Here is a 23969-nt window from a genome sequence, read left to right as displayed (position 1 = left end):
CCGATGAAGATCAAGAAGGGCGACCTGGTCCAGGTCATCACCGGCAAGGACAAGGGCAAGCAGGGCAAGGTCATCGCGGCCTACCCCCGCGAGGACCGTGTCCTGGTCGAGGGTGTCAACCGGGTCAAGAAGCACACCAAGGCCGGACAGACCGCTCGTGGTTCGCAGACCGGCGGCATCGTGACGACCGAGGCCCCCGTCCACATCAGCAACGTTCAGCTGGTTGTGGAGCAGGACGGCAAGAAGGTCGTTACCCGCGTCGGGTACCGCTTTGACGACGAGGGCAACAAGATCCGCGTTGCCAAGCGGACCGGTGAGGACATCTGATGACTGCCACCACCAACGCGCCGCGTCTCAAGACGCGCTACCGCGAAGAGATCGCCGGGAAGCTGAAGGACGAGTTCTCGTACGAGAACGTCATGCAGATCCCCGGTCTGACCAAGATCGTGGTCAACATGGGTGTGGGCGACGCCGCCCGCGACTCCAAGCTGATCGAGGGCGCCATCCGCGACCTCACCACGATCACTGGCCAGAAGCCGGCCGTCACCAAGGCCCGTAAGTCCATCGCGCAGTTCAAGCTGCGCGAGGGCCAGCCGATCGGTGCCCACGTCACCCTCCGCGGTGACCGCATGTGGGAGTTCCTGGACCGCCTGCTGTCGCTCGCGCTGCCGCGCATCCGCGACTTCCGTGGTCTGTCCCCGAAGCAGTTCGACGGTCGGGGCAACTACACCTTCGGTCTCACGGAGCAGGTCATGTTCCACGAGATCGACCAGGACAAGATCGACCGTACCCGGGGTATGGACATCACCGTGGTCACCACGGCGACCAACGACGACGAGGGCCGCGCCCTGCTTCGTCACCTCGGCTTCCCGTTCAAGGAGGCGTGAGCGAGATGGCGAAGAAGGCTCTTATTGCCAAGGCTGCTCGCAAGCCGAAGTTCGGTGTGCGCGCGTACACCCGCTGCCAGCGCTGCGGCCGTCCGCACTCCGTTTACCGCAAGTTCGGCCTCTGCCGCGTGTGCCTTCGTGAGATGGCTCACCGTGGCGAGCTGCCGGGCGTGACCAAGAGCTCCTGGTAATCCCCTAGTTGGGCATTACCGGAGGCTCTCGGTAAGCAACCGGCCGGCGGGCGCCCGGACCCTTTTCCCGTAGGGTAGAAGGGTTTGGGCGTCCCGCCGCCCGAGACCGACCGCGGGCTCCGCCCGCATAACGTCGCTTACTACGCCGTAGGTCCCCGTGCCGCACCCGTCCCGACCATGTTCGGGGAGAGGGATGGCGCATATAGGAAACCCCGGCGAGAGAGGCCGAAGGCCAATTCATGACCATGACTGATCCCATCGCAGACATGCTGACCCGTCTGCGGAACGCAAACTCGGCATACCACGACACCGTGGGGATGCCGCACAGCAAGATCAAGTCGCACATCGCGGAAATCCTCCAGCAGGAGGGTTACATCACCGGCTGGAGCGTCGAGGACGCCGAGGTTGGAAAGAACCTCGTCCTCGAGCTGAAGTTCGGGCCGAACCGCGAGCGCTCGATCGCCGGCATCAAGCGGATCTCGAAGCCGGGTCTGCGGGTCTACGCCAAGTCCACCAACCTGCCGAAGGTCCTGGGCGGCCTGGGCGTGGCCATCATCTCCACGTCCCACGGTCTCCTGACCGGCCAGCAGGCGCAGAAGAAGGGCGTGGGTGGGGAAGTCCTCGCCTACGTCTGGTAACAGGGAACGGAGGAATAGCTAATGTCGCGAATTGGCAAGCTGCCCATCCAGGTTCCCGCTGGTGTGGACGTCACCATCGAGGGCCGCACGGTCAACGTGAAGGGCCCCAAGGGTTCCCTTTCGCACACCGTCGCGGCTCCCATCGAGGTCGCCAAGGGTGAGGACGGCATCATCGCCGTTTCCCGCCCGAACGACGAGCGTCAGAACAAGGCCCTGCACGGCCTGTCCCGCACGCTGGTGGCGAACATGATCACCGGCGTGACCCAGGGCTACGTGAAGAAGCTCGAGATCAGCGGTGTTGGTTACCGCGTCCAGGCGAAGGGCTCCAACCTGGAGTTCGCCCTGGGCTACAGCCACCCGATCCTGATCGAGGCCCCCGAGGGCATCTCGTTCAAGGTCGAGTCGCCGACGAAGTTCAGCGTCGAAGGCATCGACAAGCAGAAGGTCGGCGAGGTCGCCGCGAACATCCGCAAGCTGCGGAAGCCCGACCCGTACAAGGCCAAGGGCGTCAAGTACGAGGGCGAAGTCATCCGCCGCAAGGTCGGAAAGGCGGGTAAGTAAGCCATGGCATACGGTGTGAAGATCGCTAAGGGCAACGCCTACAAGCGCGCTGCTGCCAAGCGTCGCCACATCCGCATCCGCAAGCGGATTTCGGGTACTTCGGAGCGTCCGCGTCTGGTTGTGACGCGGTCCAACCGCGGCATCTTCGCGCAGGTGATCGACGACATCGCGGGCCACACTCTGGCCTCGGCGTCGACCCTGGACGCGTCGATTCGTGGTGGCGAGGGCGACAAGAGCGCCCAGGCTCAGAAGGTGGGCGCCCTGGTCGCCGAGCGTGCCAAGGCCGCCGGTGTCGAGGCCGTCGTGTTCGACCGTGGTGGCAAGCAGTACGCCGGGCGGATTGCCGCTCTGGCCGACGCCGCCCGCGAAGCCGGGCTGAAGTTCTAAGCCCCGGTTCCGGAGCTAGCGGACGTAACAGAGAGAGGTAAATCCAATGGCTGGACCCCAGCGCCGCGGGAGCGGTGCCGGTGGCGGCGAGCGGCGGGACCGGAAGGGTCGCGACGGTGGCGCTGCCGCCGAGAAGACCGCGTACGTTGAGCGCGTTGTCGCGATCAACCGCGTCGCCAAGGTTGTCAAGGGTGGTCGTCGCTTCAGCTTCACCGCGCTGGTTGTGGTGGGCGACGGTGACGGCACCGTAGGTGTCGGTTACGGCAAGGCCAAGGAAGTTCCGGCTGCCATCGCCAAGGGCGTGGAAGAGGCCAAGAAGAACTTCTTCAAGGTCCCCCGTATCGCCGGTACCGTCCCGCACCCGATCCAGGGCGAGAAGGCTGCGGGCGTCGTCCTGCTCAAGCCGGCTTCCCCCGGTACCGGTGTGATCGCCGGTGGCCCGGTGCGCGCCGTGCTGGAGTGCGCGGGCATCCACGACGTGCTGAGCAAGTCGCTCGGCTCGTCGAACCCGATCAACATCGTGCACGCCACGGTGACGGCGCTCAAGGGCCTGCAGCGGCCCGAGGAGATCGCCGCCCGTCGTGGCCTGCCGCTGGAGGACGTGGCCCCCGCCGCTCTGCTGCGGGCGCGTGCAGGGGTGAGTGCGTAATGGCTCGCCTCGAAATCACGCAGGTCAAGTCCGTGATCGGCAGCAAGCAGAACCACCGCGACACGTTGCGTTCGCTTGGTCTCAAGCGGATCAACGACGTGGTTGTCAAGGACGACCGTCCCGAGTACCGCGGCATGGTGCACACCGTCCGCCACCTCGTGTCGGTCAAGGAGGTCGACTGACATGGCGGAGAGCAACCCGCTGAAGGTCCACAACCTCCGGCCCGCCCCGGGCGCCAAGACCGCCAAGACCCGTGTTGGTCGTGGTGAGGCGTCCAAGGGTAAGACCGCTGGTCGTGGTACCAAGGGCACCAAGGCCCGTTACCAGGTTCCGGAGCGCTTCGAGGGTGGGCAGATGCCCCTCCACATGCGCCTCCCGAAGCTGAAGGGCTTCAAGAACCCCGCCCACAAGCAGTTCCAGGTCGTGAACCTGGACAAGCTGGCCGCGCTCTACCCGCAGGGTGGCGAGGTTACGGTGGCCGACCTGGTCGCCAAGGGCGCGGTGCGCAAGAACGAGCTCGTCAAGGTGCTCGGCACCGGCGAGATCTCCGTGGCTGTGCAGGTGACGGTGGACGCCGTCTCCGGCTCCGCCAAGGAGAAGATCGCTGCCGCTGGCGGCAGCGTCACCGAACTCCTCTGAGTTCGTTGGTTCAACTGACCGGGGATGCCCATCGTTTGGGGCATCCCCGGTTGGTCGTTCCACGGGGGTACGGTCGCCGGTAAGGTGGCCTGCACTGTTTGTCTTGTCCGGGGTTCGCCCCGGAACCCGCCGTGCGGGCGGTGTCCGCGCGGTACAGCCGCTACGTATTCGTCGATCCTCAAGACCGTCACCTCCTTGCCCACAAAGGCGGGAGGCGCAGGAGGCACCGTGCTCACCGCGTTCGCCCGAGCGTTCAAGACGCCCGACCTGCGCAAGAAGCTGCTGTTCACATTGGGCATCATCGTGCTCTACCGGATCGGAGCGCACGTCCCGGTCCCCGGGGTGAACTACGCGAACGTCGAGACCTGCATGAAGCAGGCCGGCGGCAACAGCGGGTTGTTCGCCCTGGTGAACATGTTCAGCGGTGGAGCGCTGCTGCAGATCACGATCTTCGCGCTGGGGATCATGCCGTACATCACGGCGAGCATCATCCTCCAGCTGCTGACCGTGGTGATCCCCCGGCTGGAGGCCCTCAAGAAGGAGGGGCAGTCCGGACAGGGGAAGATCACCCAGTACACCCGCTATCTGACCGTGGCGCTCGCCGTGTTGCAGGGCACCGGCCTGGTGGCCACGGCCCGCAGCGGCGCGCTCTTCCAGAGCTGCCCGGTCGCCAACCAGATCGTGCCCAACAACTCGATCTTCACCACCATCACGATGGTGATCACGATGACCGCCGGCACCTGCCTGATCATGTGGCTCGGTGAACTCGTCACCGACCGCGGTATCGGCAACGGCATGTCGATCCTGATGTTCATCTCGATCGCCGCCGGCTTCCCGGGCGCGCTGTGGCAGATCAAGCTGACCGGCAAGCTGGCCGACGGCTGGATCGAGTTCTTCTCCGTGATCCTGGTGGGCCTGGCGATGGTCGCCCTGGTGGTCTTCGTCGAGCAGGCGCAGCGGCGCGTTCCGGTCCAGTACGCGAAGCGGATGATCGGCCGTCGGTCCTATGGCGGTACGTCCACTTACATCCCGCTCAAGGTGAACCAGGCAGGTGTGATTCCTGTCATCTTCGCGTCGTCGCTGCTCTATATTCCGGCGCTGATCGCACAGTTCAGCGGGTCGAAGGCGGGGTGGGCGACCTGGATCGCCACCAACTTCACCAAGGGAAATCACCCCGTTTACATCGTTACGTACTTCTTGTTGATCGTTTTCTTCGCCTTCTTCTACGTGGCCATCAGCTTCAACCCCGAAGAAGTTGCCGACAACATGAAGAAGTATGGTGGCTTCATCCCGGGCATCCGGGCTGGTCGCCCGACGGCCGAGTACCTCAGCTACGTGCTCAACCGGATCACGTGGCCGGGCTCGCTGTACCTGGGGCTGATCGCGCTCGTACCAACAGTGGCGTTGGTGCTGTTCAACGCGAACCAGAACTTCCCGTTCGGCGGGACGAGCATCCTGATCATCGTGGGTGTGGGTCTGGAGACCGTGAAGCAGATTGAGAGCCAGCTTCAGCAGCGCAACTACGAAGGGTTCCTCCGCTGATGCGAATCGTCCTCGTCGGACCCCCGGGGGCCGGTAAGGGTACGCAGGCTGCGTACCTTGCCAAGAACCTCGCGATCCCGCACATCTCCACGGGGGACCTTTTCCGGGCCAACATCTCGCAGGGCACGCCCCTGGGCGTTGAGGCGAAGTCCTACATGGACGCCGGAAACCTCGTGCCGGACTCGGTCACCATCGGAATGGCCGAGGACCGCATGGAGCAGGCCGACGCGGCCGAGGGCTTCCTGCTGGACGGCTTCCCGCGCAACCTCGGCCAGGCCGAGGCGCTGGACGCCTACCTCCAGCGCAAGGGCCTCAAGCTCGACGCCGTCCTGGACCTGGAGGTCCCGGAGGGCGAGGTCGTCAAGCGGATCGCCGGCCGGCGGATCTGCCGCAAGGACTCCAGCCACGTCTTCCACGTCGAGTACAACACCTCGCAGGTCGAGGGCGTTTGCGACGCCTGTGGCGGCGAGCTGTACCAGCGCGAGGACGACCGCGAGGACACCGTGCGCAAGCGGCTGGAGGTCTACCACTCGGAGACCGAGCCGATCATCGACTACTACAAGGCCCAGGACCTGGTCGTCACGATCCCGGCCCTCGGCAAGGTCGCGGAGGTCACCCAGCGGGCGATGAACGCCCTGGGTCGCGGCGAGTAAAGCGTTGCTTCTGTACGGCCGCGGTGCCCGGCACGGGTGCCGCGGCCGTAGTGTTGGTTGGGCGGGAATGACCCGCGGACGAGAGTGAAGGCGGAAGGCACCGGCATGCTGGAGATCAAGAACCCCGCACAGATCGCGAAGATGCGCGAGGCGGGGCTGGTGGTCGCCGCCATCCACGCGGCCACCCGTGAGGTCGCGGTGCCGGGCGCCACCACCAAGGACCTGGACGACGCGGCGCGCAAGGTGCTCGCCGAGCACGGCGCGAAGTCCAACTTCCTTGGGTACGGCGGCTTCCCCGCCACGATCTGCACCTCCGTGAACGACGTCGTGGTGCACGGCATCCCGTCCGCCGACACGGTGTTGCAGGACGGCGACATCATCTCCATCGACTGCGGCGCGATCATCGAGGGCTGGCACGGCGACGCCGCGTACACCGCCTTCGTCGGGTCCGGACACTCCGCGGAGCTGGTCGAGCTCAGCCGGGTCACCGAGGAGTCGATGTGGGCGGGGATCGCCGCGGTCGCCAAGGGCAACCGGCTGGTGGACATCTCCAAGGCGATCGAGGGCTACATCCGTCGCCAGCCCCGGCCGGCCAGCGGCAAGTACGGCATCGTCGAGGACTACGGCGGCCACGGCATCGGCTCGCAGATGCACATGGACCCGCACCTGCTGAACTACGTCGACCGCAAGCGCGGCCGCGGCCCGAAGCTGGTGCCCGGCTTCTGCATCGCCATCGAGCCGATGGTCAACCTCGGCACCGCCAAGACGCACGTCCTCGAAGACGACTGGACGGTCAAGTCCAACGACGGCAGCTGGTCCTCGCACTGGGAGCACTCGGTCGCGCTGACCGAGGACGGTCCGCTGGTGCTCACCGCTCCTGATGGCGGCAAGGCCAAGCTCGCGACCCTCGGTATCACCGCGGCGCCGGACCCCCTGGCCTAGTCCGGCCTCTGCCCCGGGCCCGTGACGATCAGGAAAGTCCCCGACGCCTGGTCCGGGCCCAGGTGCATAACGATCTCCGCGGGCGGGCAATAACCCTGGATTCGTCTTTTCTCAGGCGCTGACGTAGACTGACGCGTCGGCTCTCGTGCACCCGTGTGCCCGCACGTCGGGTTCGGCAGTGCAAGTGAGTTGATCAAGGTAGCCGATCGGAAGGCGAAGCGTGGCCAAGAAGCAAGGTGCCATCGAAATCGAGGGCACCGTGATCGAGTCTCTGCCGAACGCAATGTTCAAGGTGGAGCTCCAGAACGGTCACAAGGTCCTCGCGCACATCAGCGGCAAGATGCGGATGCACTACATCCGTATCCTCCCGGATGACCGGGTCGTCGTGGAGCTCTCTCCCTACGACCTGACGCGTGGCCGTATCGTCTACCGCTACAAGTAGATCTTGCCGACGCCCCGCTCCCGTGGGGCAGCGGCACTGACCCGGAGAACCTCACATCCCATGAAGGTCAAGCCGAGCGTCAAGAAGATCTGCGACAAGTGCAAGGTGATCCGCCGCCACGGCCGGGTCATGGTCATCTGCGACAACCTGCGCCACAAGCAGCGCCAGGGCTGACGCACGCCGACCAACCTGCATTTCGCAGTTTTCGCGCGACGCAAGCACAAAACGTACATAAGCAGTCACCCGACCCCCGCATCTGTCGCGTGGGGACGACACCCCCGGCTCGGAGGCCGGGGACCCGGCTCGTAATTCTGCAGAGTCTTACGGGAACGGTGCTGCGGAAGACCTCCGAATAGCCATCAGGAGCCACATCAATGGCACGCCTCGCAGGCGTTGATCTCCCGCGCGAAAAGCGTGTGGAGGTCGCCCTCACCTACGTCTTCGGTATCGGGCGGACGCTCTCGCAGCAGACCCTCGCCGCCACCGGCGTGAACCCGGACACCCGGGTGCGCGACCTGGCCGAGGAAGACCTGATCAAGATCCGCGAGTACGTGGACAACAACCTCAAGACCGAGGGTGACCTCCGTCGCGAGATTCAGGCCGACATCCGCCGCAAGGTCGAGATCGGCTGCTACCAGGGTCTGCGTCACCGCCGCGGTCTGCCGGTGCACGGTCAGCGCACCAGCACGAACGCCCGTACCCGCAAGGGTCCGCGTCGCGCGATCGCCGGCAAGAAGAAGCCGGGCAAGAAGTAGTCCTCAGCAGGACCACGACAGCGGTCTTCGCTGTAGGACCGACTACCTCCACGGGAGATTTTGAATGCCTCCGAAGGGCCGTACGGCCGGCGCCAAGAAGGTGCGCCGCAAGGAGAAGAAGAACGTCGCCCACGGGCACGCTCACATCAAGAGCACGTTCAACAACACGATCGTTTCGATCACCGACCCGACCGGGAACGTGATCTCTTGGGCCTCTGCCGGCCACGTCGGCTTCAAGGGCTCGCGCAAGTCCACCCCCTTCGCCGCGCAGATGGCCGCCGAGTCGGCTGCCCGTCGCGCGCAGGAGCACGGCATGCGCAAGGTCGACGTCTTCGTCAAGGGTCCGGGCTCCGGCCGTGAGACCGCGATCCGCTCCCTCCAGGCCACCGGCCTTGAGGTGGGTTCGATCCAGGACGTCACCCCCACCCCGCACAACGGATGCCGCCCGCCCAAGCGTCGCCGCGTCTGACCCACTGAAGTAGGAGACAACTAGACAATGGCGCGTTACACCGGGGCCGACTGCAAGCGTTGCCGTCGGGAGAAGCAGAAGCTCTTCCTCAAGGGGAGCAAGTGCGAGAGCGCGAAGTGCCCGATCGAGATCCGTCCTTACCCCCCGGGTGAGCACGGTCGCGGGCGCACCAAGGACAGCGAGTACCTGCTCCAGCTTCGTGAGAAGCAGAAGTGCAGCCGTATCTACGGTGTCCTTGAGAAGCAGTTCGTGGGCTACTACAAGGAAGCGAACCAGAAGACCGGCAAGACCGGTGAGAACCTTCTGCGCATCCTTGAGACCCGCCTCGACAACGTGGTCTACCGGGCCGGCTTTGCCAAGTCCCGTGACCACGCTCGTCAGCTGGTCCGCCACGGACACGTTCAGGTCAACGGCCGCAAGACCGACATCCCGTCGGCCCGCGTCGCCGTGAACGACATCATCGAGGTCCGCGAGGGCTCCAGGAACCTGACCCCCTTCGAGGTGGCCAAGGCGGAGGCCGGCGAGAAGACCGTCCCGGCGTGGCTGGAGGCGATCCCCTCGCAGCTGCGGATCCTCGTGCACAGCCTGCCCGAGCGCCAGGTGATCGACACCCAGGTGCAGGAGCAGTTGATCGTCGAGCTCTACTCCAAGTAAGAGCTTCAGCGGAATGGTCCGGGCGGTACGGAGCCAATGGCGTCGTACCGCCCGTACCCTTTGAAGTACAGCGGGCGTCAAATAGCGGGCGTCCACGACTGAAGGAAAGACACCATGCTGATTGCTCAGCGTCCCTCGTTGACCGAAGAGGTCGTCGACGAGTACCGCTCCCGGTTCGTGATCGAGCCGCTGGAGCCCGGCTTCGGCTACACCCTCGGCAACTCCCTGCGCCGGACCCTGCTCTCCTCGATCCCGGGTGCGGCGGTCACGTCCATCCGCATCGACGGTGTGCTGCACGAGTTCACCACCGTGCCGGGCGTCAAGGAAGACGTCACCGACCTGATCCTCAACATCAAGCAGCTGGTCGTCTCCTCGGAGCACGACGAGCCGGTCGTGATGTACCTGCGCAAGCAGGGCCCGGGTCTGGTCACCGCCGCCGACATCGCGCCCCCGGCCGGTGTCGAGGTGCACAACCCCGACCTGGTCCTGGCCACGCTGAACGGCAAGGGCAAGCTGGAGATGGAGCTGACCGTCGAGCGCGGTCGCGGCTACGTCTCCGCGGTGCAGAACAAGCAGGTCGGCCAGGAGATCGGCCGGATCCCGGTCGACTCGATCTACTCGCCGGTCCTCAAGGTCACCTACAAGGTCGAGGCGACCCGTGTCGAGCAGCGCACCGACTTCGACAAGCTGATCGTCGACGTCGAGACCAAGCAGGCGATGCGTCCGCGTGACGCCATGGCCTCGGCCGGTAAGACCCTGGTGGAGCTGTTCGGCCTCGCTCGCGAGCTGAACATCGACGCCGAGGGCATCGACATGGGCCCGTCCCCCACGGACGCCGCCCTCGCCGCCGACCTGGCGCTGCCGATCGAGGAGCTGGAGCTCACCGTCCGCTCCTACAACTGCCTCAAGCGTGAGGGCATCCACTCCGTGGGTGAGCTCGTGGCGCGCTCCGAGGCGGACCTGCTCGACATCCGCAACTTCGGTGCGAAGTCGATCGACGAGGTCAAGGCGAAGCTGGCCGGCATGGGCCTGGCGCTCAAGGACAGCCCGCCCGGATTCGACCCGACCGCTGCCGCCGACGCCTTCGGCGCGGACGACGACGCGGACGCCGGGTTCGTCGAGACCGAGCAGTACTGATCTGCCTGACGGCGGGGTGGCCGAGTGGTTTCGGCTGTCCCGCCGTCCCGGCTGAGGTGTTCGTCCTCAAGCGCCGGACGGGCTGATTTTTCCCAGCTGGAGGTCCAGGGGATATCCCCTGGACCAAATGCTGTGCGACTTCCGCGGGGCGGCCGCCTCGTGGGAACTGACACCGGTACCTGATACGGCCGGTGCAGCAATGAAGGAGATACACCATGCCGAAGCCCACCAAGGGCGCCCGTCTGGGCGGCAGCGCTTCGCACCAGAAGGCGCTCCTGCGCAACCTGGCGACCAGCCTCTTCGAGCACGGCCGCATCACCACGACCGAGGCCAAGGCCCGTCGTCTGCGTCCGTTCGCGGAGCGTCTGGTGACCAAGGCGAAGAAGGGCGACCTTCACAACCGCCGCCAGGTCATGGAGCTGATCTCGGACAAGAGCGTCGTGCACACGCTCTTCACCGAGATCGCGCCGCGGTTCGCGGAGCGTCCGGGTGGCTACACCCGTATCACCAAGATCGGCAACCGTCGTGGTGACAACGCTCCCATGGCCGTCATCGAGCTGGTCGAGGGCGAGATCGCCAAGAAGGCGACCGTCGCCGAGGCCGAGGCCGCGACCAAGCGCGCGGTGAAGGAGTCCGAGGCCGCGGCCGAGGCTCCGGCCGAGGAGTCGAAGGACGCCTGAGTCCGTCGTCGCTGAACGGTGAGCGGGTCCGTCCCTTCGGGGGCGGGCCCGCTTCCGTCTGTGGTGGGCCTGAGAGGATTGCTGGTGTGAGTGACGAAGTGAAGCCCGGGTTCGTCCGGGTGCGGCTGGACCTGTCGTACGACGGCGCGGAGTTCTCTGGATGGGCCAAGCAGCGTGAACGGCGCACGGTCCAGGGGGAGTTGGAGGGCGCGATCCGGACGGTGACGCGGTCGGGCGAGACGTACGAGCTCACCGTCGCCGGGCGGACCGATGCCGGGGTGCACGCCCGTGGGCAGGTGGCGCACGTGGACCTGCCGGCGGAGCTGTGGGCCGAGCACGGCGATCAGCTGCTGCGGCGGCTGGCCGGGCGGTTGTCCAAGGACGTCCGGGTGTGGCGGATCTCCGAGGCGCCGTACGGCTTCAACGCGCGGTTCTCGGCGATCTGGCGGCGGTACGCGTACCGGGTCACCGATCACCACGGGGGTGTCGATCCGCTGCTGCGGGGACACGTGCTGTGGCACGACTGGGAGCTGGACGTGGAGGCGATGAACGCCGCCTCGCGGCCGCTGCTGGGGGAGCACGACTTCGCGGCGTACTGCAAGCGGCGGGACGGTGCGACGACCATCCGCACGCTCCAGGAGCTGAGCTGGGAGCGGGACGCGGCCGGGATCATCACGGCGACGGTGCGGGCGGACGCGTTCTGTCACAACATGGTGCGGTCGCTGGTGGGGGCGCTGCTGTTCGTGGGCGACGGGCACCGGCCGGTGGACTGGCCGGGGAAGGTGCTGGCCGCCGGGGTGCGGGACTCCGCCGTCCACGTCGTCCGGCCGCACGGGCTGACGCTGGAGGAGGTCGGGTACCCGGCCGACGAGCTGCTGATGGCACGGAACAAGGAAGCGCGCAACAAGCGGTCGCTGCCCTCGTGCGGCGGCTGCTGAGGCGGTGCCCGCCCCGGGCCGCTCGGGCGGGGGTGGGCACCACTTCGCGGGTCAGGAGGTCTGGCCGGCCTTCCGCTGGGCTTCCTTGAGCTGCTGCTCGGCGGCCTTGGCGGCCTGGTCCTTGCCGCGCTGGGCGATCTGGGTGAAGGCGTAGGCGCCGCCGTCCCGGCCGATCTGCTGGGCCGGGTTCGCGCCGCCGGCGACGTCCTTGCCGTTGGTGTAGCCGGCGATGGTGAAGTACGCGTAGCGGCCGGTGGCGTTGGTGGTCATCAGGCACTTGCTGCCCTGGCAGAAGTTCGCGGGGACGCCGCCGCCGGCCAGCGGCATGAGGTTGGGCTTGTTCTCGTTCATCACCGCGGCGGCCTTGGCGGGCGAGTCGAAGACCGCGACGCCGATGGTGACCGCGACCCCGCCCTGGGAGTAGGTGGCGCGCAGCAGCTGCTTGCAGCCGTTGTGGCTGAGCGAGGAGACCAGGGCTCCCTGGGCGCCGGCGGTGCAGTCCGCGGAGCTGTCGGTGCTGGTCTGCGGGTAGCTGTGCTCGCCGACGACCATGCTCTTCTGCGAGAAGAGGGTGGCGGGGGTGAGCGGCGCGGTGTCCTTCTTGGGGTCGGAGATGTAGTCCTGCGGGTTGGGCGGGGGCGGGACCGAGACGTCGGGGAAGGACGGCTTGTCGTCCGGCAGGGCGGACTGCCCGGAGGCGCTGGGGTGGGCCGAGGGGTTGCCGTTGGAAGAACTGGTGCTGTTCATCACGGCGGCGGCGACGATGCCGGCGACCGCGAGCACGGCGACCGCGCCGCCGCCGATCATCATCCAGCGCTTGCGGCGGGAACGCGCCTGGCTCTCGTCGGCCAGTGCCTCCCAGTTCGGAGTGGAACCCCCCGGGCCGTCGAACGGCCCCCCTTGCCCAAAGCTCATGCCGCGCATCCTAATGGGCGGAGCCGGCGGTGTGGCGGGGGGAGCGGATCCGGTCGGGGCCGGTGCGGGGGCCGGGTGCCGTGGGCTGCGGTGACGGCCCGGATCCGGGCCGCGGGGCGGGATGCGGACGGGGTCGCCGATGCGGCGACGGGGACTCGCCCGCACGTCTGTCCGGGGCGCGTTTTGACCCGTACGGGGTTGGGTCAGTATCCTGCTGGTTCGTTATGCGTATGGGCTTGCTCTATCTCACGTGAGGGGCCTTACGCCGGCTAGCCGAGTCGCTGACCAGCGGTGGACGATCGGGTTGCGTCGCCCGTAGTGCCACCTCACTGTGTGAGCAGTCGCGGTGCCAGTACAGGACCCTTCCCCGAGGTCCCATGGACCTGGGGTACCCCAACTCACGAAGCGAAGGCTAAGACGTGCGTACGTTCAGCCCCAAGCCCGGCGATGTTCAGCGCCAGTGGCACATCATTGACGCGCAGGACGTTGTCCTGGGCCGTCTGGCCAGCCAGACTGCGTCCCTCCTCCGGGGTAAGCACAAGCCGGTTTACGCCCCTCACGTTGACACCGGTGACTTCGTCATCATCATCAACGCCGAGAAGGTGCACCTCTCCGGCAACAAGCGCACCCAGAAGATGGCCTACCGCCACTCCGGTTACCCGGGTGGTCTGCGCTCCGTCCGTTACGACGAGCTGCTGGCCAAGAACCCCGAGAAGGCCGTCGAGAAGGCCATCAAGGGCATGCTCCCCAAGAACACCCTCGGCCGTCAGATGCTCTCGAAGCTGAAGGTCTACGCGGGCGCCGAGCACCCGCACGCTGCGCAGCAGCCGGTCCCGTTCGAGATCACCCAGGTCGCGCAGTAAGTCCGGCCACCCCCTAAGACGACAGAGAATTCTTAAGGAGCATCGTGGCTGAGACCACCCCCGAGACCCCGCTGGACGAGGTTGAGGTCGAGGAGTACACCACCGAGACCGAGGTTCCGCTGGAGGGCGAGTACACCTCCGAGTCCCTCGCGTCCCGCTTCGGCGAGCCGCAGCCGGCCGCCGGCCTGGGCCGTCGCAAGAACGCCATCGCCCGCGTCCGGATCGTCCCGGGCACCGGCCAGTGGAAGATCAACGGCCGCACCCTTGAGGGCTACTTCCCCAACAAGGTGCACCAGCAGGAAGTCAACGAGCCCTTCAAGGTGCTCGAACTGGACAACCGCTACGACGTCATCGCCCGCATCGCCGGCGGCGGCATCTCCGGCCAGGCCGGTGCGCTGCGCCTGGGCGTGGCCCGTGCGCTGAACGAGGCGGACGTGGACGCCAACCGTCCCGCCCTGAAGAAGGCCGGGTTCCTCAAGCGTGACGACCGTGCGGTCGAGCGCAAGAAGGCCGGTCTCAAGAAGGCCCGCAAGGCTCCGCAGTACAGCAAGCGCTAGTCGCGCGCTGCACGCAGGCAGCTCTTGGCGAACGCCCCGGTGGCACTTCCGTGCTGCCGGGGCGTTCGGCTTTTGGGGACCGGCGGCGTATACCTGGAATCCAAGCCCCGGTCACAGCTCATCTACTTCGGAGGACACCAGTGGCACGACTCTTCGGCACGGACGGTGTGCGCGGTGTCGCCAATGCGGACCTGACGGCGGAGCTGGCGCTCGGTCTGTCGGTCGCGGCGGCGCACGTGCTGGCCGAGGCGGGAACGTTTGAAGGACACCGGCCGGTGGCCGTGGTCGGACGCGATCCGCGGGCGTCGGGGGAGTTCCTGGAGGCCGCGGTGGTCGCCGGCCTGGCCAGTGCCGGTGTGGACGTGCTCCGGGTGGGCGTGCTGCCGACCCCGGCGGTGGCCTACCTGACCGGGGTGCTCGGCGCCGACCTGGGCGTGATGCTCTCCGCCAGCCACAACCCGATGCCCGACAACGGCATCAAGTTCTTCGCCCGCGGCGGTCACAAGCTCGCCGACGAGCTGGAGGACCGGATCGAGAAGACCTACCGCGCGCACAGCTCCGGTGAGCCGTGGGAGCGGCCGACCGGCGCCGGGGTGGGGCGGGTCACCGACTACGACGAGGGCTTCGACAAGTACGTCGCGCACCTGGTCGGCGTGCTGCCCAACCGCCTGGACGGGCTCACGATCGTCATCGACGGGGCGCACGGTGCGGCCGCCCGGGTCTCGCCGGAGGCGTTCGCGCGGGCCGGCGCCGAGGTCGTCACCATCGGCACCGAGCCGGACGGGCTGAACATCAACGACGCCTGCGGCTCCACGCACCTCGAAAAGCTCCGGGCCGCCGTCATCGAGCACGGTGCCGCCCTGGGTGTCGCCCACGACGGTGACGCGGACCGCTGCCTGGCCGTGGACCAGGCCGGCAACGAGGTCGACGGCGACCAGATCCTGGCCGTCCTGGCGCTCGGGATGCGCGAGGCCGGGACGCTGCGCAAGAACACCGTCGTCGCCACGGTCATGTCCAACCTGGGCTTCAAGCTGGCCATGGAGCGCGAGGGCATCGACCTCGTGCAGACCGGGGTGGGCGACCGGTACGTGCTGGAGGAGATGAAGGCGCACGGGTTCGCGCTGGGCGGCGAGCAGTCCGGGCACGTCATCGTGCTGGACCACGCCACGACCGGCGACGGGACCCTCACCGGTCTGATGCTGGCGGCCCGGGTCGCGGCGACCGGTCGGTCGCTGGCCGAGCTGGCGGGCGTGATGGACCGGCTGCCGCAGATCCTCATCAACGTCCCCGACGTCGACAAGGCGCGGGTGGACAGCTCCGCCGAGCTGGCCGCGGCGGTCGCCGACGCGGAGCGGGAGCTGGGCGCCACCGGGCGGGTGCTGCTGCGTCCGTCCGGCACCGAGCCGCTGGTCCGGGTGATGGTCGAGGCGGCCGACATCGAGCAGGCGCGGGCGGTCGCGCAGCGGCTCGCCGACGCGGTCAAGTCCGCGCTGGGGTAACGGAGTTCCACCACGGCGGGGTCGCCCGTGGACGGCAGTGCCGCTGCCGTTCGGGGCGACCCCGCCGTGGTGTCTACAGCTTCCGCAGCGACAGTCGCTGCACCTTGTGGTCCGGGCCCTTGCGGAGGACCAGGTTGGCGCGGCCGCGGTTGGGGGCCACGTTCTGCTCCAGGTTGGGCCGGTTGATGGTGCGCCACATCGTGCGGGCGTAGTCCAGTGCCTCCTCCTCGGAGACCTGGGTGTACTTGCGGAAGTACGAGGACGGGTCCTGGAAGGCGGTCTCGCGCAGCTTGCGGAACCGGCCGAGGTACCACCGCTCGATGTCCTCGGTGCGGGCGTCCACGTAGACCGAGAAGTCGAAGAAGTCAGCGAGGCCCAGGCGGGTGCGGCCGTCCTTGCCGGGCAGGGCCGGCTGGAGGACGTTGAGGCCCTCGACGATGAGGATGTCGGGCCGGTGCACGGTCAGCTGCTCGCCGGGCACGATGTCGTAGATCAGGTGCGAGTAGACGGGCGCGGTGACCTTCGCCTTGCCGGACTTCACGTCGGCGACGAACCGGGTCAGCGCCCGGCGGTCGTAGGACTCCGGGAAGCCCTTGCGGGACATCAGTCCGCGGCGGTGCAGCTCGGCGTTGGGGAAGAGGAAGCCGTCGGTGGTGACCCGCTCGACGCGCGGGTGCTCGGGCCAGCGGGCCAGCAGCGCCTTGAGGAGCCGGGCGGTGGTGGACTTGCCGACCGCGACGCTGCCCGCGACGCCTATGACGAACGGGGTGCCGGGCTGGGAGCCGTGGCCGTTGCCGGTGTCGTCGAGGAAGGTGTTGAGGGCGCCGCGCAGGTTGCTGGTGGCGCCGACGTAGAGGTTGAGCAGTCGGGAGAGCGGGAGGTAGACGTCGCGGACCTCGTCGAGGTCGATGACGTCGCCCAGGCCGCGCAGCCGCTCGACCTCCTCGGCGGTGAGCGGCAGCGGGGTCTTCTCCCGTAGGGCGCTCCACTCCGCGCGGGTCAGGTCGACGTACGGCGAGCTGTCGGTGCGGCGTCGTTGCTGCGGATCCGTCGTCTGAGGCACGGGCCCATTGTCCGGGGTGGGCGCGGGCGGCCCGCGGCGGGGTGGCGGTGCGGCGGCCGGGCCCGACCGGACCTGTACGTCTGTACCCCGCGGGCGGTGCCCGGTACGGTCGGTGACCGGGGGCGGCGCCAGGGGCGCGCCGTGCGGACACAGGGGGGCGGCGTGCGGGCACGCCTGGTGGAACTGTTGCGCGAGCGGGCCGGGGAGCGTCGGCTCCGGGCGGCGGGCGCGCGGTCCGCGGCGGACGGCTTCGAGGCCCGGGTCCATGCCGAACTGGCCGAGGAGTTGCCCGACGAGGACCTCGGGGAGGACTTGGCGGACTTCCTGGACCGTTACCGGCCCGGCGCCGACCCGGAGGCCGACGAGGAACTCCTCGAACGGGTCCGGGAGGCGCGGGACCGAATAGCTCGCGGGTATTGAGAAGGCCCCGGCGTAGGCTGCCTCCATGTGCGGAATCGTGGGATACGTGGGCGGGCAGAGCGCGCTCGATGTAGTGCTGGCCGGGCTGAGGCGGCTGGAGTACCGCGGCTACGACTCGGCCGGGGTCGCGGTGCTGGCTGACGGTGGGTTGGCGGCGGCCAAGAAGGCCGGCAAGCTGGCCAACTTGGAGAAGGAGCTGGCCGACCGGCCGCTGCCCACGGGCACGGTGGGGATCGGCCACACTCGCTGGGCGACGCACGGCGGTCCGACGGACGGCAACGCCCACCCGCACCTGGACAACGCCGGCCGGGTCAGCGTCGTCCACAACGGCATCATCGAGAACTTCGCCGCGCTCCGCGCCGAACTCGCCGAGCGGGGCCACGTGTTGGCGTCGGAGACGGACACCGAGGTGGTCGCGCACCTGCTGGCCGAGGAGTACTCCTCGTGCGGGGAGCTGGCCGAGGCGATGCGGCAGGTGTGCCGGCGGCTGGAGGGGGCGTTCACCCTCGTCGCGGTGCACGCCGACGCGCCGGACGTGGTCGTCGGGGCGCGCCGCAACTCCCCGCTGGTGGTGGGCATCGGCGAGGACGAGGCGTTCCTGGCCTCGGACGTGGCGGCGTTCATCGCGTACACCCGGGAGGCCGTCGAGCTGGGCCAGGACCAGGTCGTGGAGCTGCGCCGGGACGGGGTGACGGTCACCGACTTCGACGGGGCGCCCGCGCAGGTCCGGTCGTACCACGTCGACTGGGACGTCTCGGCCGCCGAGAAGGGCGGCTACGACTACTTCATGCTCAAGGAGATCGCCGAGCAGCCGAAGGCGGTCGCGGACACCCTGCTGGGCCGGGTCGATGCGGCCGGGGTGCTCGCGCTGGACGAGGTGCGGATCCCGCCGGCGGTGCTGCGGGAGGTCACCAAGGTCGTCATCGTGGCGTGCGGGACCGCCTATCACGCCGGGATGATCGCCAAGTACGCCATCGAGCACTGGACGCGGATCCCCTGCGAGACCGAGCTGGCCAGCGAGTTCCGTTACCGGGACCCGATCCTGGACCACCGCACGCTGGTGATCGCGATCAGCCAGTCCGGCGAGACCATGGACACCCTGATGGCGCTGCGGCACGCCCGCGAGCAGGGCGCCCGGGTGCTCGCCATCTGCAACACCAACGGGTCGACGATCCCGCGTGAGTCGGATGCGGTGCTCTACACGCACGCCGGGCCGGAGGTCGCGGTGGCGTCCACCAAGGCGTTCCTGACCCAGCTGGTCGCGGTCTACCTGGTCGCGCTGTACCTCGGGCAGGTGCGCGGGACCAAGTGGGGCGACGAGATCCGGGACGTGGTGCGCGAACTGGCGGCCATCGGCACGCAGGTGCAGCAGGTGCTGAGCACCATGGAGCCGGTGCGCGAGCTGGCCCGTTCGCTGGCGGACAAGAACACCGTGCTGTTCCTGGGGCGGCACGTCGGCTACCCGGTGGCGCTGGAGGGCGCGCTCAAGCTCAAGGAACTGGCGTACATGCACGCCGAGGGCTTCGCGGCCGGCGAGCTCAAGCACGGTCCGATCGCGCTGATCGAGGAGGACCTGCCGGTGGTCGTGGTCGTCCCCTCGCCCCGCGGCCGGTCCGTCCTCCACGACAAGATCGTCTCCAACATCCAGGAGATCCGGGCCCGGGGCGCCCGCACCATCGTGATCGCCGAGGAGGGCGACGAGACGGTGGTGCCGTACGCCGACCACCTCGTCCGGATCCCGCGTACGCCGGTGCTGCTCCAGCCGCTGGTGTCCTCCGTACCGCTCCAGGTGTTCGCGTGTGAGCTGGCCACCGCCCGGGGCAACGAGGTCGACCAGCCGCGCAACCTCGCCAAGTCGGTCACGGTGGAGTGACCGGGTGATCATCGGGGTTGGGATCGACGTTGCGGAGATCGACCGGTTCGACGCGGCGCTGCGGCGGACGCCGGAGCTGGCGCACCGGTTGTTCATCGGGACGGAGTTGATGCTGTCGAGCGGCGAACGGCGGGGCATCGCCTCCCTGGCGGCCCGGTTCGCCGCCAAGGAGGCGGTGGCCAAGGCGCTGGGCGCGCCGGGCGGTCTGCACTGGACGGACGCCGAGGTGTACGTCGAGGACAGCGGGCAGCCGCGGCTGCGGGTGCGCGGCACGGTCGCCGCCCGCGCCGCGGAACTCGGCGTACGGCACTGGCATGTGTCGCTCAGTCACGATGCCGGGGTCGCCTCGGCGGTGGTGATCGCCGAGGGGTAGTCGGAACGGGGGCCCGTGCCGTTGCTGCGCGCTGACCCGGTGTCATCCGGTGTCATCCGGTGTACGGGGCGGCCCGCGGAGGGCGTGCGCTCCCGCCCTCGCCGCGCCCCGGTGTGACACTTGGCCGCATGAGGACTGCCTACAGCGTTGAGACCGTGCGGGCCGCCGAGCAGGAGCTGATGGCCCGGTTGCCCGAGGGGGCCCTGATGCAGCGGGCGGCGGCCGGACTGGCCGTCGCCTGCGCGGAGTTGCTGGGCCGGGTGTACGGCTCCCGGGTGGTGCTGCTGGTGGGCAGCGGCGACAACGGCGGGGACGCGCTGTACGCCGGTGCCCGGTTGGCGCGCCGCGGCGCAGGGGTGGCCGCGGTGCTGCTCGCGCCCGAACGGGCCCACGCCGGCGGTCTGACGGCGCTCCGCGCGGCCGGCGGCCGGGTGTCGGCCGACCCGCTGCGCGACCTCGGGCGGGCCGATCTGGTGGTGGACGGCATCGTGGGCATCGGTGGCCGTGGCGGGCTGCGCCCGGAGGCCGCCCGGCTGGCCCGCGCGGCCCGGGAGGCGGCGATCGTGGTGGCGGTCGATCTGCCGAGCGGGGTGGACGCCGACACCGGCGAGGTGCCCGGCGACGCCGTACGGGCGGACGCGACCGTCACGTTCGGCGCGTACAAGCCGGGTCTGCTGATCGATCCGGCGCGCGAGCGGGCCGGGGCGCTCCGCCTGGTGGACATCGGCCTGCGCCCGTCGGTCACCGCCGACGTGGAGGCGCTCCAGCACGCGGAGGTGGCGGCGCTGTTGCCGCGGCCGGCCGCGGAGAGCGACAAGTACCGGCGGGGCGTGGTCGGGGTGGTCGCCGGGTCGGCGCGCTATCCGGGGGCGGCGGTGCTGGCGGTGGCCGGTGCGCTGCGGGGCGGCGCCGGGGCGGTGCGGTATGTGGGGCCGGCGGCGGACGCGGTGCTGGCGCGGTTCCCGGAGACACTGGTGCACGCCGGCCCGCCGGGGAAGGCCGGCCGGGTCCAGTCGTGGGTGATCGGGCCGGGGATCGGCGACGAGGCGGGGGCGTTGGACGAGGTGCTGGCGGCGGACGTCCCGGTGCTGGTGGACGCGGACGGGCTGCGTTTCCTGACGCCCGATCAGGTGCGGCGGCGGGCGGCCGGGACCCTGCTGACGCCGCACGCCGGGGAGGCGGCGGCGCTGCTGGGGCGGGGGCGTGCGGAGGTCGAGGGGGCGCGGCTGGGCGCGGTGCGGGAGCTGGCGGGGCGGTACGGGGCGACGGTGCTGCTGAAGGGCTCGACGACGTTGGTGGCCGATCCGGATGTCGGGGTTCCGGTACGGGTCAACCCCACCGGGACGGGCTGGCTGGCGACGGCCGGCAGCGGGGACGTGCTCTCCGGCCTGACCGGGGCGCTGCTGGCCGCGGGCCTCGCCCCGCGCGACGCCGGCTCGGTGGGCGCCTATCTGCACGGCCTCGCGGGGCGCCGGGCGGCCGGGCGGCACGGGGAGCCGATCGTGGCGTCGGAGGTGGCGGGGGCGTTGGGGGCGGCCTGGGAGAACGTTCTTTCCTGACGGCCTGCGTTGGGGCCGCGGGGGCGGTCGCGAACGCCTCCGCGCGCCGCCACGGCGCGCCTGCCGACCCCCGCGGGGACGGGGCGGAATGCGAAGCCACCCCCACCACAACGTGGGAAGGCGGCCGGCGCGGCGCCTCGCCTGCGACACTGAGGGGGATGAACGAGACAGCGATGCGAGCCCGTGCCGCCATTGACCTCGCCGCCGTGCGGTCGAACGTCCGTGCACTGCGGAAGCGTGCCCCCCGGGCGCAGCTGATGGCCGTCGTGAAGTCCGACGCCTACGGACACGGCGCGGTCCGCTGCGGCCGCGCCGCCCGCGAGGCCGGCGCGCCCTGGCTGGGCACGGCCCTGCCGGAGGAGGCGTTCGCGCTGCGCGAGGCCGGTGACAGCGGCCGACTGCTGTGCTGGCTGTGGACGCCGGGCGGGCCCTGGGGCCGAGCGATCGAGCAGGACGTCGACGTCTCGGTGAGCGGCATGTGGGCGCTGCGGGAGGTCGCGGCCGCGGCGCGGGGCGTCGGGCGCGCCGCGCGGGTGCAGCTCAAGGTCGACACCGGTCTCGGTCGCAACGGCTGCCCGCCCGAGGAGTGGACGGAGCTGACCGCCGCGGCCCGTGCCGCCGAGGCCGAGGGCGTGCTCACGGTCACCGGTGTCTGGTCGCACTTCGCCTGCGCCGACGAGCCCGGGCACCCGTCGATCGCCGCCCAGCTGGCGGAGTTCCACCGGGCGCTGGCGGTCGCCGAGGCGGCCGGACTGCGCCCGGAGGTGCGGCACATCGCCAACACCCCGGCGCTGCTCACCCTCCCCGAGGCCCACTTCGACCTCGTCCGGACCGGGATCGGCGTCTACGGGGTCTCGCCCAGCCCCGAGGTCGGCACGCCGGAGGACTTCGGGCTGCGGCCGGCGATGACGTTGGAGGCGTCGTTGGCGTCGGTCAAGCGGGTGCCGGGCGGGCACGGGGTGTCGTACGGGCACCACTACACGACGCCGGGGGAGACGACTCTGGCGCTGGTCCCGCTGGGGTACGCCGACGGGATCCCGCGGCACGCCTCGGGCACGGGCCCGGTGCTGATCGCCGGGAAGTGGCGGAGGGTCGCGGGGCGCATCGCGATGGACCAGTTCGTGGTCGACCTGGGCGGGGACCGCGCCGAGGTCGGTGAGCAGGCGGTGCTGTTCGGGCCCGGGGACCGCGGCGAGCCGAGCGCGGAGGACTGGGCGCGGGCGGCCGGGACGATCGGGTACGAGATCGTCACGCGGATCGGGAAGCGGGTGCCGCGCGTCTACGTGGACAGCGAGGTGCCCGCGCAGGCCGGGGACCGCAGAGAAGGGGACACGGCGTTGACGGGGGGTGTGGCATGACCGACGGTACGGAGGTCGCGGCACAGGCCGTCGAGACGGCCGCGGAGGCGGCGGGCAACTGGGCCAAGGCGGGCCGCCAGGCGGGCTTCGCGGGCCTGGCGATCGGCGTGGTCGCGGCGGGCGCGGCGGCCGGGGTGGCCATAGAGCGCCTGACGGTGGGCCGCGGGATGCGTCGCCGGGCCCGGCTGGCGCTGGACGCGGAGGGCCCGTACGGCACGCTGCGCGGCACCTCGGGAGCGGCGGTCGCCGAGGACGGGACCGAGCTGTACTACGAGGTCGACGAGGTGACGGACGGCCCGGCGGTCAGGGCCCCCAAGGGCGGCCGGGCGGGCAAGGAGGTCCGGGCGGTCCAGGAGGCCCGGGGCGGGCTGCACAAGCGGCTGACGGCGGCCCTGGGGCGGCGGTCCCCGGCGCCCACGGTCGTCTTCAGCCATGGGTACTGCCTCGGCCAGGACTCCTGGCACTTCCAGCGCGCCGCGCTGCGCGGCGCGGTCCGTACCGTCCACTGGGACCAGCGCAGCCACGGCCGCTCGGCGCGCGGCCACGGGCAGATCGACGGGACGGAACCGGTCACCATCGACCTGCTGGGCCGGGACCTGAAGGCGGTGCTGGACGCCGCGGTGCCCGAGGGGCCGATCGTGCTGGTCGGGCACTCCATGGGCGGGATGACGGTGATGGCGCTGGCCGACCAGTTCCCCGAGTACGTGGCGGAGCGGGTGGTCGGCGTGGCGCTGATCGGGACGTCGGCGGGCCGGCTGAGCGAGGTCGGGTTCGGGCTGCCGTCGATGGGCTCGAAGGCGTTCCACTGGCTGGCGCCGGGGGTGCTCAAGGCGATGGGGCGGCAGAGCGAGATCGTCGAGCGGGGCCGGCGGGCCACCGCCGATCTGTTCGCGGGCCTGATCAAGCGCTATTCGTTCGGCACCCAGGACGTGGATCCGGCGATCGCGCGGTTCGGGGAGCGGCTGATCGAGGCGACCCCGATCGATGTGGTCGCCGAGTTCTTCCCGGCGTTCGCGGTGCATGACAAGACCGAGGCGCTGGTGGCGTACGACGCGGTGCCCGCGCTGGTGCTCGCCGGGGAGGAGGACCTGATCACCCCGGCCGAGCACAGCCGGACCATCGCCGAGGTGCTGCCCGACGCCGAGCTGGTGTGCGTCCCGGACGCCGGGCACCTGGTGATGCTGGAGCGGCCCGAGCTGGTCAACGACCACCTGGTGGGGCTGGTGGAGCGGGCGAGCGCGGCGGCCCGCCGGTCGCGTACCGCGCGGGCCTGAGCCCGGCCCGCGGCGCCGGTCCCGGGCCCGGTACGGGACCGTCACCCCGTC

At 69.7% G+C, this 23969-nt stretch carries 31 protein-coding genes; 29 read left to right on the top strand and 2 right to left on the bottom strand.

The features are described from left to right. Nucleotides 1-3: 3 nt before the first annotated feature. From rplX to truA, 20 genes are all read left to right on the top strand, one after another. Nucleotides 4-327 (top strand): 50S ribosomal protein L24, encoded by a 324-nt coding sequence (rplX, locus tag ACFVT2_RS22560; RefSeq protein WP_100604420.1) that lies wholly within the window; start codon nt 4-6, stop codon nt 325-327. Beyond that, complete coding sequence (gene rplE / locus ACFVT2_RS22555; RefSeq protein ID WP_016571061.1) at nt 327-887, top strand: 50S ribosomal protein L5; 561 nt, start codon at nt 327-329, stop codon at nt 885-887. The genes rplX and rplE overlap by 1 nt, the downstream gene beginning before the upstream one ends. A gap of 5 nt (nt 888-892) precedes the next feature. After that, on the top strand, nt 893-1078 hold the full coding sequence (locus tag ACFVT2_RS22550; RefSeq protein ID WP_003956452.1) for a type Z 30S ribosomal protein S14: 186 nt from the start codon (nt 893-895) through the stop codon (nt 1076-1078). 239 nt (nt 1079-1317) lie between these two features. Next, entirely contained in the window at nt 1318-1716 is a 399-nt protein-coding gene (gene rpsH, locus ACFVT2_RS22545) for a 30S ribosomal protein S8 (protein ID WP_390020604.1), read from the top strand. Nucleotides 1717-1737: 21 nt separating this feature from the next. Beyond that, nucleotides 1738-2277 (top strand): 50S ribosomal protein L6, encoded by a 540-nt coding sequence (rplF, locus tag ACFVT2_RS22540; protein ID WP_390020601.1) that lies wholly within the window; start codon nt 1738-1740, stop codon nt 2275-2277. 3 nt (nt 2278-2280) lie between these two features. Next, nucleotides 2281-2664, top strand: a complete 384-nt coding sequence (gene rplR, locus ACFVT2_RS22535; protein ID WP_039635373.1) for a 50S ribosomal protein L18 — start codon at nt 2281-2283, stop codon at nt 2662-2664. A gap of 46 nt (nt 2665-2710) precedes the next feature. After that, entirely contained in the window at nt 2711-3313 is a 603-nt protein-coding gene (rpsE, locus tag ACFVT2_RS22530; protein ID WP_016571065.1) for a 30S ribosomal protein S5, read from the top strand. Continuing rightward, nucleotides 3313-3495 (top strand): 50S ribosomal protein L30, encoded by a 183-nt coding sequence (rpmD, locus tag ACFVT2_RS22525; RefSeq protein WP_016571066.1) that lies wholly within the window; start codon nt 3313-3315, stop codon nt 3493-3495. The genes rpsE and rpmD overlap by 1 nt, the downstream gene beginning before the upstream one ends. A 1-nt stretch (nt 3496) precedes the next feature. Next, the gene (gene rplO, locus ACFVT2_RS22520; protein ID WP_390020597.1) at nt 3497-3952 is read left to right on the top strand and encodes a 50S ribosomal protein L15; all 456 of its coding nucleotides are present in this window, start codon (nt 3497-3499) and stop codon (nt 3950-3952) included. 228 nt (nt 3953-4180) lie between these two features. Continuing rightward, the gene (secY, locus tag ACFVT2_RS22515) at nt 4181-5494 is read left to right on the top strand and encodes a preprotein translocase subunit SecY (protein WP_390020595.1); all 1314 of its coding nucleotides are present in this window, start codon (nt 4181-4183) and stop codon (nt 5492-5494) included. Next, the gene (locus tag ACFVT2_RS22510; RefSeq protein ID WP_390020593.1) at nt 5494-6147 is read left to right on the top strand and encodes an adenylate kinase; all 654 of its coding nucleotides are present in this window, start codon (nt 5494-5496) and stop codon (nt 6145-6147) included. The genes secY and ACFVT2_RS22510 overlap by 1 nt, the downstream gene beginning before the upstream one ends. Before the next feature lie 105 nt (nt 6148-6252). Then, nucleotides 6253-7089 (top strand): type I methionyl aminopeptidase, encoded by an 837-nt coding sequence (gene map, locus ACFVT2_RS22505; RefSeq protein WP_390020590.1) that lies wholly within the window; start codon nt 6253-6255, stop codon nt 7087-7089. A 220-nt stretch (nt 7090-7309) separates the two neighbouring features. Continuing rightward, nucleotides 7310-7531 carry a translation initiation factor IF-1 gene (infA, locus tag ACFVT2_RS22500; protein ID WP_003956442.1) on the top strand — a complete coding sequence of 74 codons (222 nt, stop codon included), beginning with the start codon at nt 7310-7312 and terminating at the stop codon, nt 7529-7531. A gap of 60 nt (nt 7532-7591) precedes the next feature. Next, nucleotides 7592-7705 carry a 50S ribosomal protein L36 gene (gene rpmJ / locus ACFVT2_RS22495; protein ID WP_003956441.1) on the top strand — a complete coding sequence of 38 codons (114 nt, stop codon included), beginning with the start codon at nt 7592-7594 and terminating at the stop codon, nt 7703-7705. Nucleotides 7706-7905: 200 nt separating this feature from the next. Next, nucleotides 7906-8286, top strand: a complete 381-nt coding sequence (gene rpsM / locus ACFVT2_RS22490) for a 30S ribosomal protein S13 (RefSeq protein WP_384594962.1) — start codon at nt 7906-7908, stop codon at nt 8284-8286. Nucleotides 8287-8350: 64 nt separating this feature from the next. Beyond that, a complete protein-coding gene (gene rpsK / locus ACFVT2_RS22485) occupies nt 8351-8755 on the top strand; it encodes a 30S ribosomal protein S11 (protein ID WP_004571845.1) in 405 nt (134 codons plus the stop codon). A 27-nt stretch (nt 8756-8782) separates the two neighbouring features. Continuing rightward, nucleotides 8783-9409 (top strand): 30S ribosomal protein S4, encoded by a 627-nt coding sequence (gene rpsD / locus ACFVT2_RS22480; protein ID WP_390020586.1) that lies wholly within the window; start codon nt 8783-8785, stop codon nt 9407-9409. A gap of 114 nt (nt 9410-9523) precedes the next feature. Next, entirely contained in the window at nt 9524-10546 is a 1023-nt protein-coding gene (locus ACFVT2_RS22475; protein WP_003956430.1) for a DNA-directed RNA polymerase subunit alpha, read from the top strand. 215 nt (nt 10547-10761) lie between these two features. After that, nucleotides 10762-11226: a 50S ribosomal protein L17 gene (gene rplQ, locus ACFVT2_RS22470; protein WP_390020583.1), complete on the top strand. Its 465-nt coding sequence runs from the start codon at nt 10762-10764 to the stop codon at nt 11224-11226. An 86-nt stretch (nt 11227-11312) separates the two neighbouring features. Further along, entirely contained in the window at nt 11313-12164 is an 852-nt protein-coding gene (truA, locus tag ACFVT2_RS22465) for a tRNA pseudouridine(38-40) synthase TruA (protein ID WP_390020580.1), read from the top strand. A gap of 51 nt (nt 12165-12215) precedes the next feature. Here the strand turns inward: truA and ACFVT2_RS22460 are convergent, their stop codons facing one another. Then, entirely contained in the window at nt 12216-13079 is an 864-nt protein-coding gene (locus ACFVT2_RS22460) for a hypothetical protein (protein ID WP_390020578.1), read from the bottom strand. A gap of 419 nt (nt 13080-13498) precedes the next feature. Between ACFVT2_RS22460 and rplM the strand changes: the two genes are divergently transcribed. The 3 genes from rplM (at nt 13499) to glmM (ending at nt 15998) form a co-directional block, all read left to right on the top strand. Then, the gene (gene rplM, locus ACFVT2_RS22455) at nt 13499-13942 is read left to right on the top strand and encodes a 50S ribosomal protein L13 (protein WP_390020575.1); all 444 of its coding nucleotides are present in this window, start codon (nt 13499-13501) and stop codon (nt 13940-13942) included. Nucleotides 13943-13986: 44 nt separating this feature from the next. After that, nucleotides 13987-14499, top strand: coding sequence for a 30S ribosomal protein S9 (gene rpsI, locus ACFVT2_RS22450; RefSeq protein WP_390020573.1), 513 nt, complete (start codon nt 13987-13989; stop codon nt 14497-14499). 140 nt (nt 14500-14639) lie between these two features. Then, nucleotides 14640-15998 (top strand): phosphoglucosamine mutase, encoded by a 1359-nt coding sequence (gene glmM / locus ACFVT2_RS22445; protein ID WP_390020571.1) that lies wholly within the window; start codon nt 14640-14642, stop codon nt 15996-15998. 73 nt (nt 15999-16071) lie between these two features. Here glmM and coaA read toward each other — a convergent pair whose 3' ends face one another. Next, nucleotides 16072-17061, bottom strand: a complete 990-nt coding sequence (gene coaA, locus ACFVT2_RS22440; RefSeq protein WP_390020568.1) for a type I pantothenate kinase — start codon at nt 17059-17061, stop codon at nt 16072-16074. Nucleotides 17062-17202: 141 nt separating this feature from the next. Between coaA and ACFVT2_RS22435 the strand changes: the two genes are divergently transcribed. The 6 genes from ACFVT2_RS22435 (at nt 17203) to ACFVT2_RS22410 (ending at nt 23918) form a co-directional block, all read left to right on the top strand. Further along, nucleotides 17203-17481 carry a hypothetical protein gene (locus ACFVT2_RS22435; RefSeq protein WP_390020566.1) on the top strand — a complete coding sequence of 93 codons (279 nt, stop codon included), beginning with the start codon at nt 17203-17205 and terminating at the stop codon, nt 17479-17481. A 25-nt stretch (nt 17482-17506) separates the two neighbouring features. Next, nucleotides 17507-19354 carry a glutamine--fructose-6-phosphate transaminase (isomerizing) gene (gene glmS, locus ACFVT2_RS22430; RefSeq protein WP_390020564.1) on the top strand — a complete coding sequence of 616 codons (1848 nt, stop codon included), beginning with the start codon at nt 17507-17509 and terminating at the stop codon, nt 19352-19354. Between the two features lie 4 nt (nt 19355-19358). Then, nucleotides 19359-19727 (top strand): holo-ACP synthase, encoded by a 369-nt coding sequence (locus ACFVT2_RS22425; protein ID WP_390020562.1) that lies wholly within the window; start codon nt 19359-19361, stop codon nt 19725-19727. A gap of 128 nt (nt 19728-19855) precedes the next feature. After that, nucleotides 19856-21286: an NAD(P)H-hydrate dehydratase gene (locus tag ACFVT2_RS22420; protein WP_390020560.1), complete on the top strand. Its 1431-nt coding sequence runs from the start codon at nt 19856-19858 to the stop codon at nt 21284-21286. 158 nt (nt 21287-21444) lie between these two features. Then, nucleotides 21445-22644 carry an alanine racemase gene (gene alr / locus ACFVT2_RS22415; RefSeq protein WP_390020557.1) on the top strand — a complete coding sequence of 400 codons (1200 nt, stop codon included), beginning with the start codon at nt 21445-21447 and terminating at the stop codon, nt 22642-22644. After that, the gene (locus ACFVT2_RS22410) at nt 22641-23918 is read left to right on the top strand and encodes an alpha/beta fold hydrolase (RefSeq protein WP_390020555.1); all 1278 of its coding nucleotides are present in this window, start codon (nt 22641-22643) and stop codon (nt 23916-23918) included. The genes alr and ACFVT2_RS22410 overlap by 4 nt, the downstream gene beginning before the upstream one ends. Nucleotides 23919-23969 lie beyond the last annotated feature (51 nt).

It is taken from the genome of Streptomyces sp. NPDC058000 (assembly GCF_042886435.1).
GTDB lineage: Bacteria > Actinomycetota > Actinomycetes > Streptomycetales > Streptomycetaceae > Streptomyces.
Note: the sequence above shows the minus strand (reverse complement) of the source record. Positions and strands in the feature narration are given on the sequence as shown.

Coding starts and splice junctions, on each gene's coding strand:
- rplX (WP_100604420.1), top strand. CDS start 4: ATGAAGATCAAGAAGGGCGACCTGGTCCAGGTCATCACCGGCAAGGAC.
- rplE (WP_016571061.1), top strand. CDS start 327: ATGACTGCCACCACCAACGCGCCGCGTCTCAAGACGCGCTACCGCGAA.
- ACFVT2_RS22550 (WP_003956452.1), top strand. CDS start 893: ATGGCGAAGAAGGCTCTTATTGCCAAGGCTGCTCGCAAGCCGAAGTTC.
- rpsH (WP_390020604.1), top strand. CDS start 1,318: ATGACCATGACTGATCCCATCGCAGACATGCTGACCCGTCTGCGGAAC.
- rplF (WP_390020601.1), top strand. CDS start 1,738: ATGTCGCGAATTGGCAAGCTGCCCATCCAGGTTCCCGCTGGTGTGGAC.
- rplR (WP_039635373.1), top strand. CDS start 2,281: ATGGCATACGGTGTGAAGATCGCTAAGGGCAACGCCTACAAGCGCGCT.
- rpsE (WP_016571065.1), top strand. CDS start 2,711: ATGGCTGGACCCCAGCGCCGCGGGAGCGGTGCCGGTGGCGGCGAGCGG.
- rpmD (WP_016571066.1), top strand. CDS start 3,313: ATGGCTCGCCTCGAAATCACGCAGGTCAAGTCCGTGATCGGCAGCAAG.
- rplO (WP_390020597.1), top strand. CDS start 3,497: ATGGCGGAGAGCAACCCGCTGAAGGTCCACAACCTCCGGCCCGCCCCG.
- ACFVT2_RS22510 (WP_390020593.1), top strand. CDS start 5,494: ATGCGAATCGTCCTCGTCGGACCCCCGGGGGCCGGTAAGGGTACGCAG.
- map (WP_390020590.1), top strand. CDS start 6,253: ATGCTGGAGATCAAGAACCCCGCACAGATCGCGAAGATGCGCGAGGCG.
- rpmJ (WP_003956441.1), top strand. CDS start 7,592: ATGAAGGTCAAGCCGAGCGTCAAGAAGATCTGCGACAAGTGCAAGGTG.
- rpsM (WP_384594962.1), top strand. CDS start 7,906: ATGGCACGCCTCGCAGGCGTTGATCTCCCGCGCGAAAAGCGTGTGGAG.
- rpsK (WP_004571845.1), top strand. CDS start 8,351: ATGCCTCCGAAGGGCCGTACGGCCGGCGCCAAGAAGGTGCGCCGCAAG.
- rpsD (WP_390020586.1), top strand. CDS start 8,783: ATGGCGCGTTACACCGGGGCCGACTGCAAGCGTTGCCGTCGGGAGAAG.
- ACFVT2_RS22475 (WP_003956430.1), top strand. CDS start 9,524: ATGCTGATTGCTCAGCGTCCCTCGTTGACCGAAGAGGTCGTCGACGAG.
- rplQ (WP_390020583.1), top strand. CDS start 10,762: ATGCCGAAGCCCACCAAGGGCGCCCGTCTGGGCGGCAGCGCTTCGCAC.
- ACFVT2_RS22460 (WP_390020578.1), bottom strand. CDS start 13,079: ATGAGCTTTGGGCAAGGGGGGCCGTTCGACGGCCCGGGGGGTTCCACT.
- glmS (WP_390020564.1), top strand. CDS start 17,507: ATGTGCGGAATCGTGGGATACGTGGGCGGGCAGAGCGCGCTCGATGTA.
- ACFVT2_RS22420 (WP_390020560.1), top strand. CDS start 19,856: ATGAGGACTGCCTACAGCGTTGAGACCGTGCGGGCCGCCGAGCAGGAG.
- alr (WP_390020557.1), top strand. CDS start 21,445: ATGAACGAGACAGCGATGCGAGCCCGTGCCGCCATTGACCTCGCCGCC.
- ACFVT2_RS22410 (WP_390020555.1), top strand. CDS start 22,641: ATGACCGACGGTACGGAGGTCGCGGCACAGGCCGTCGAGACGGCCGCG.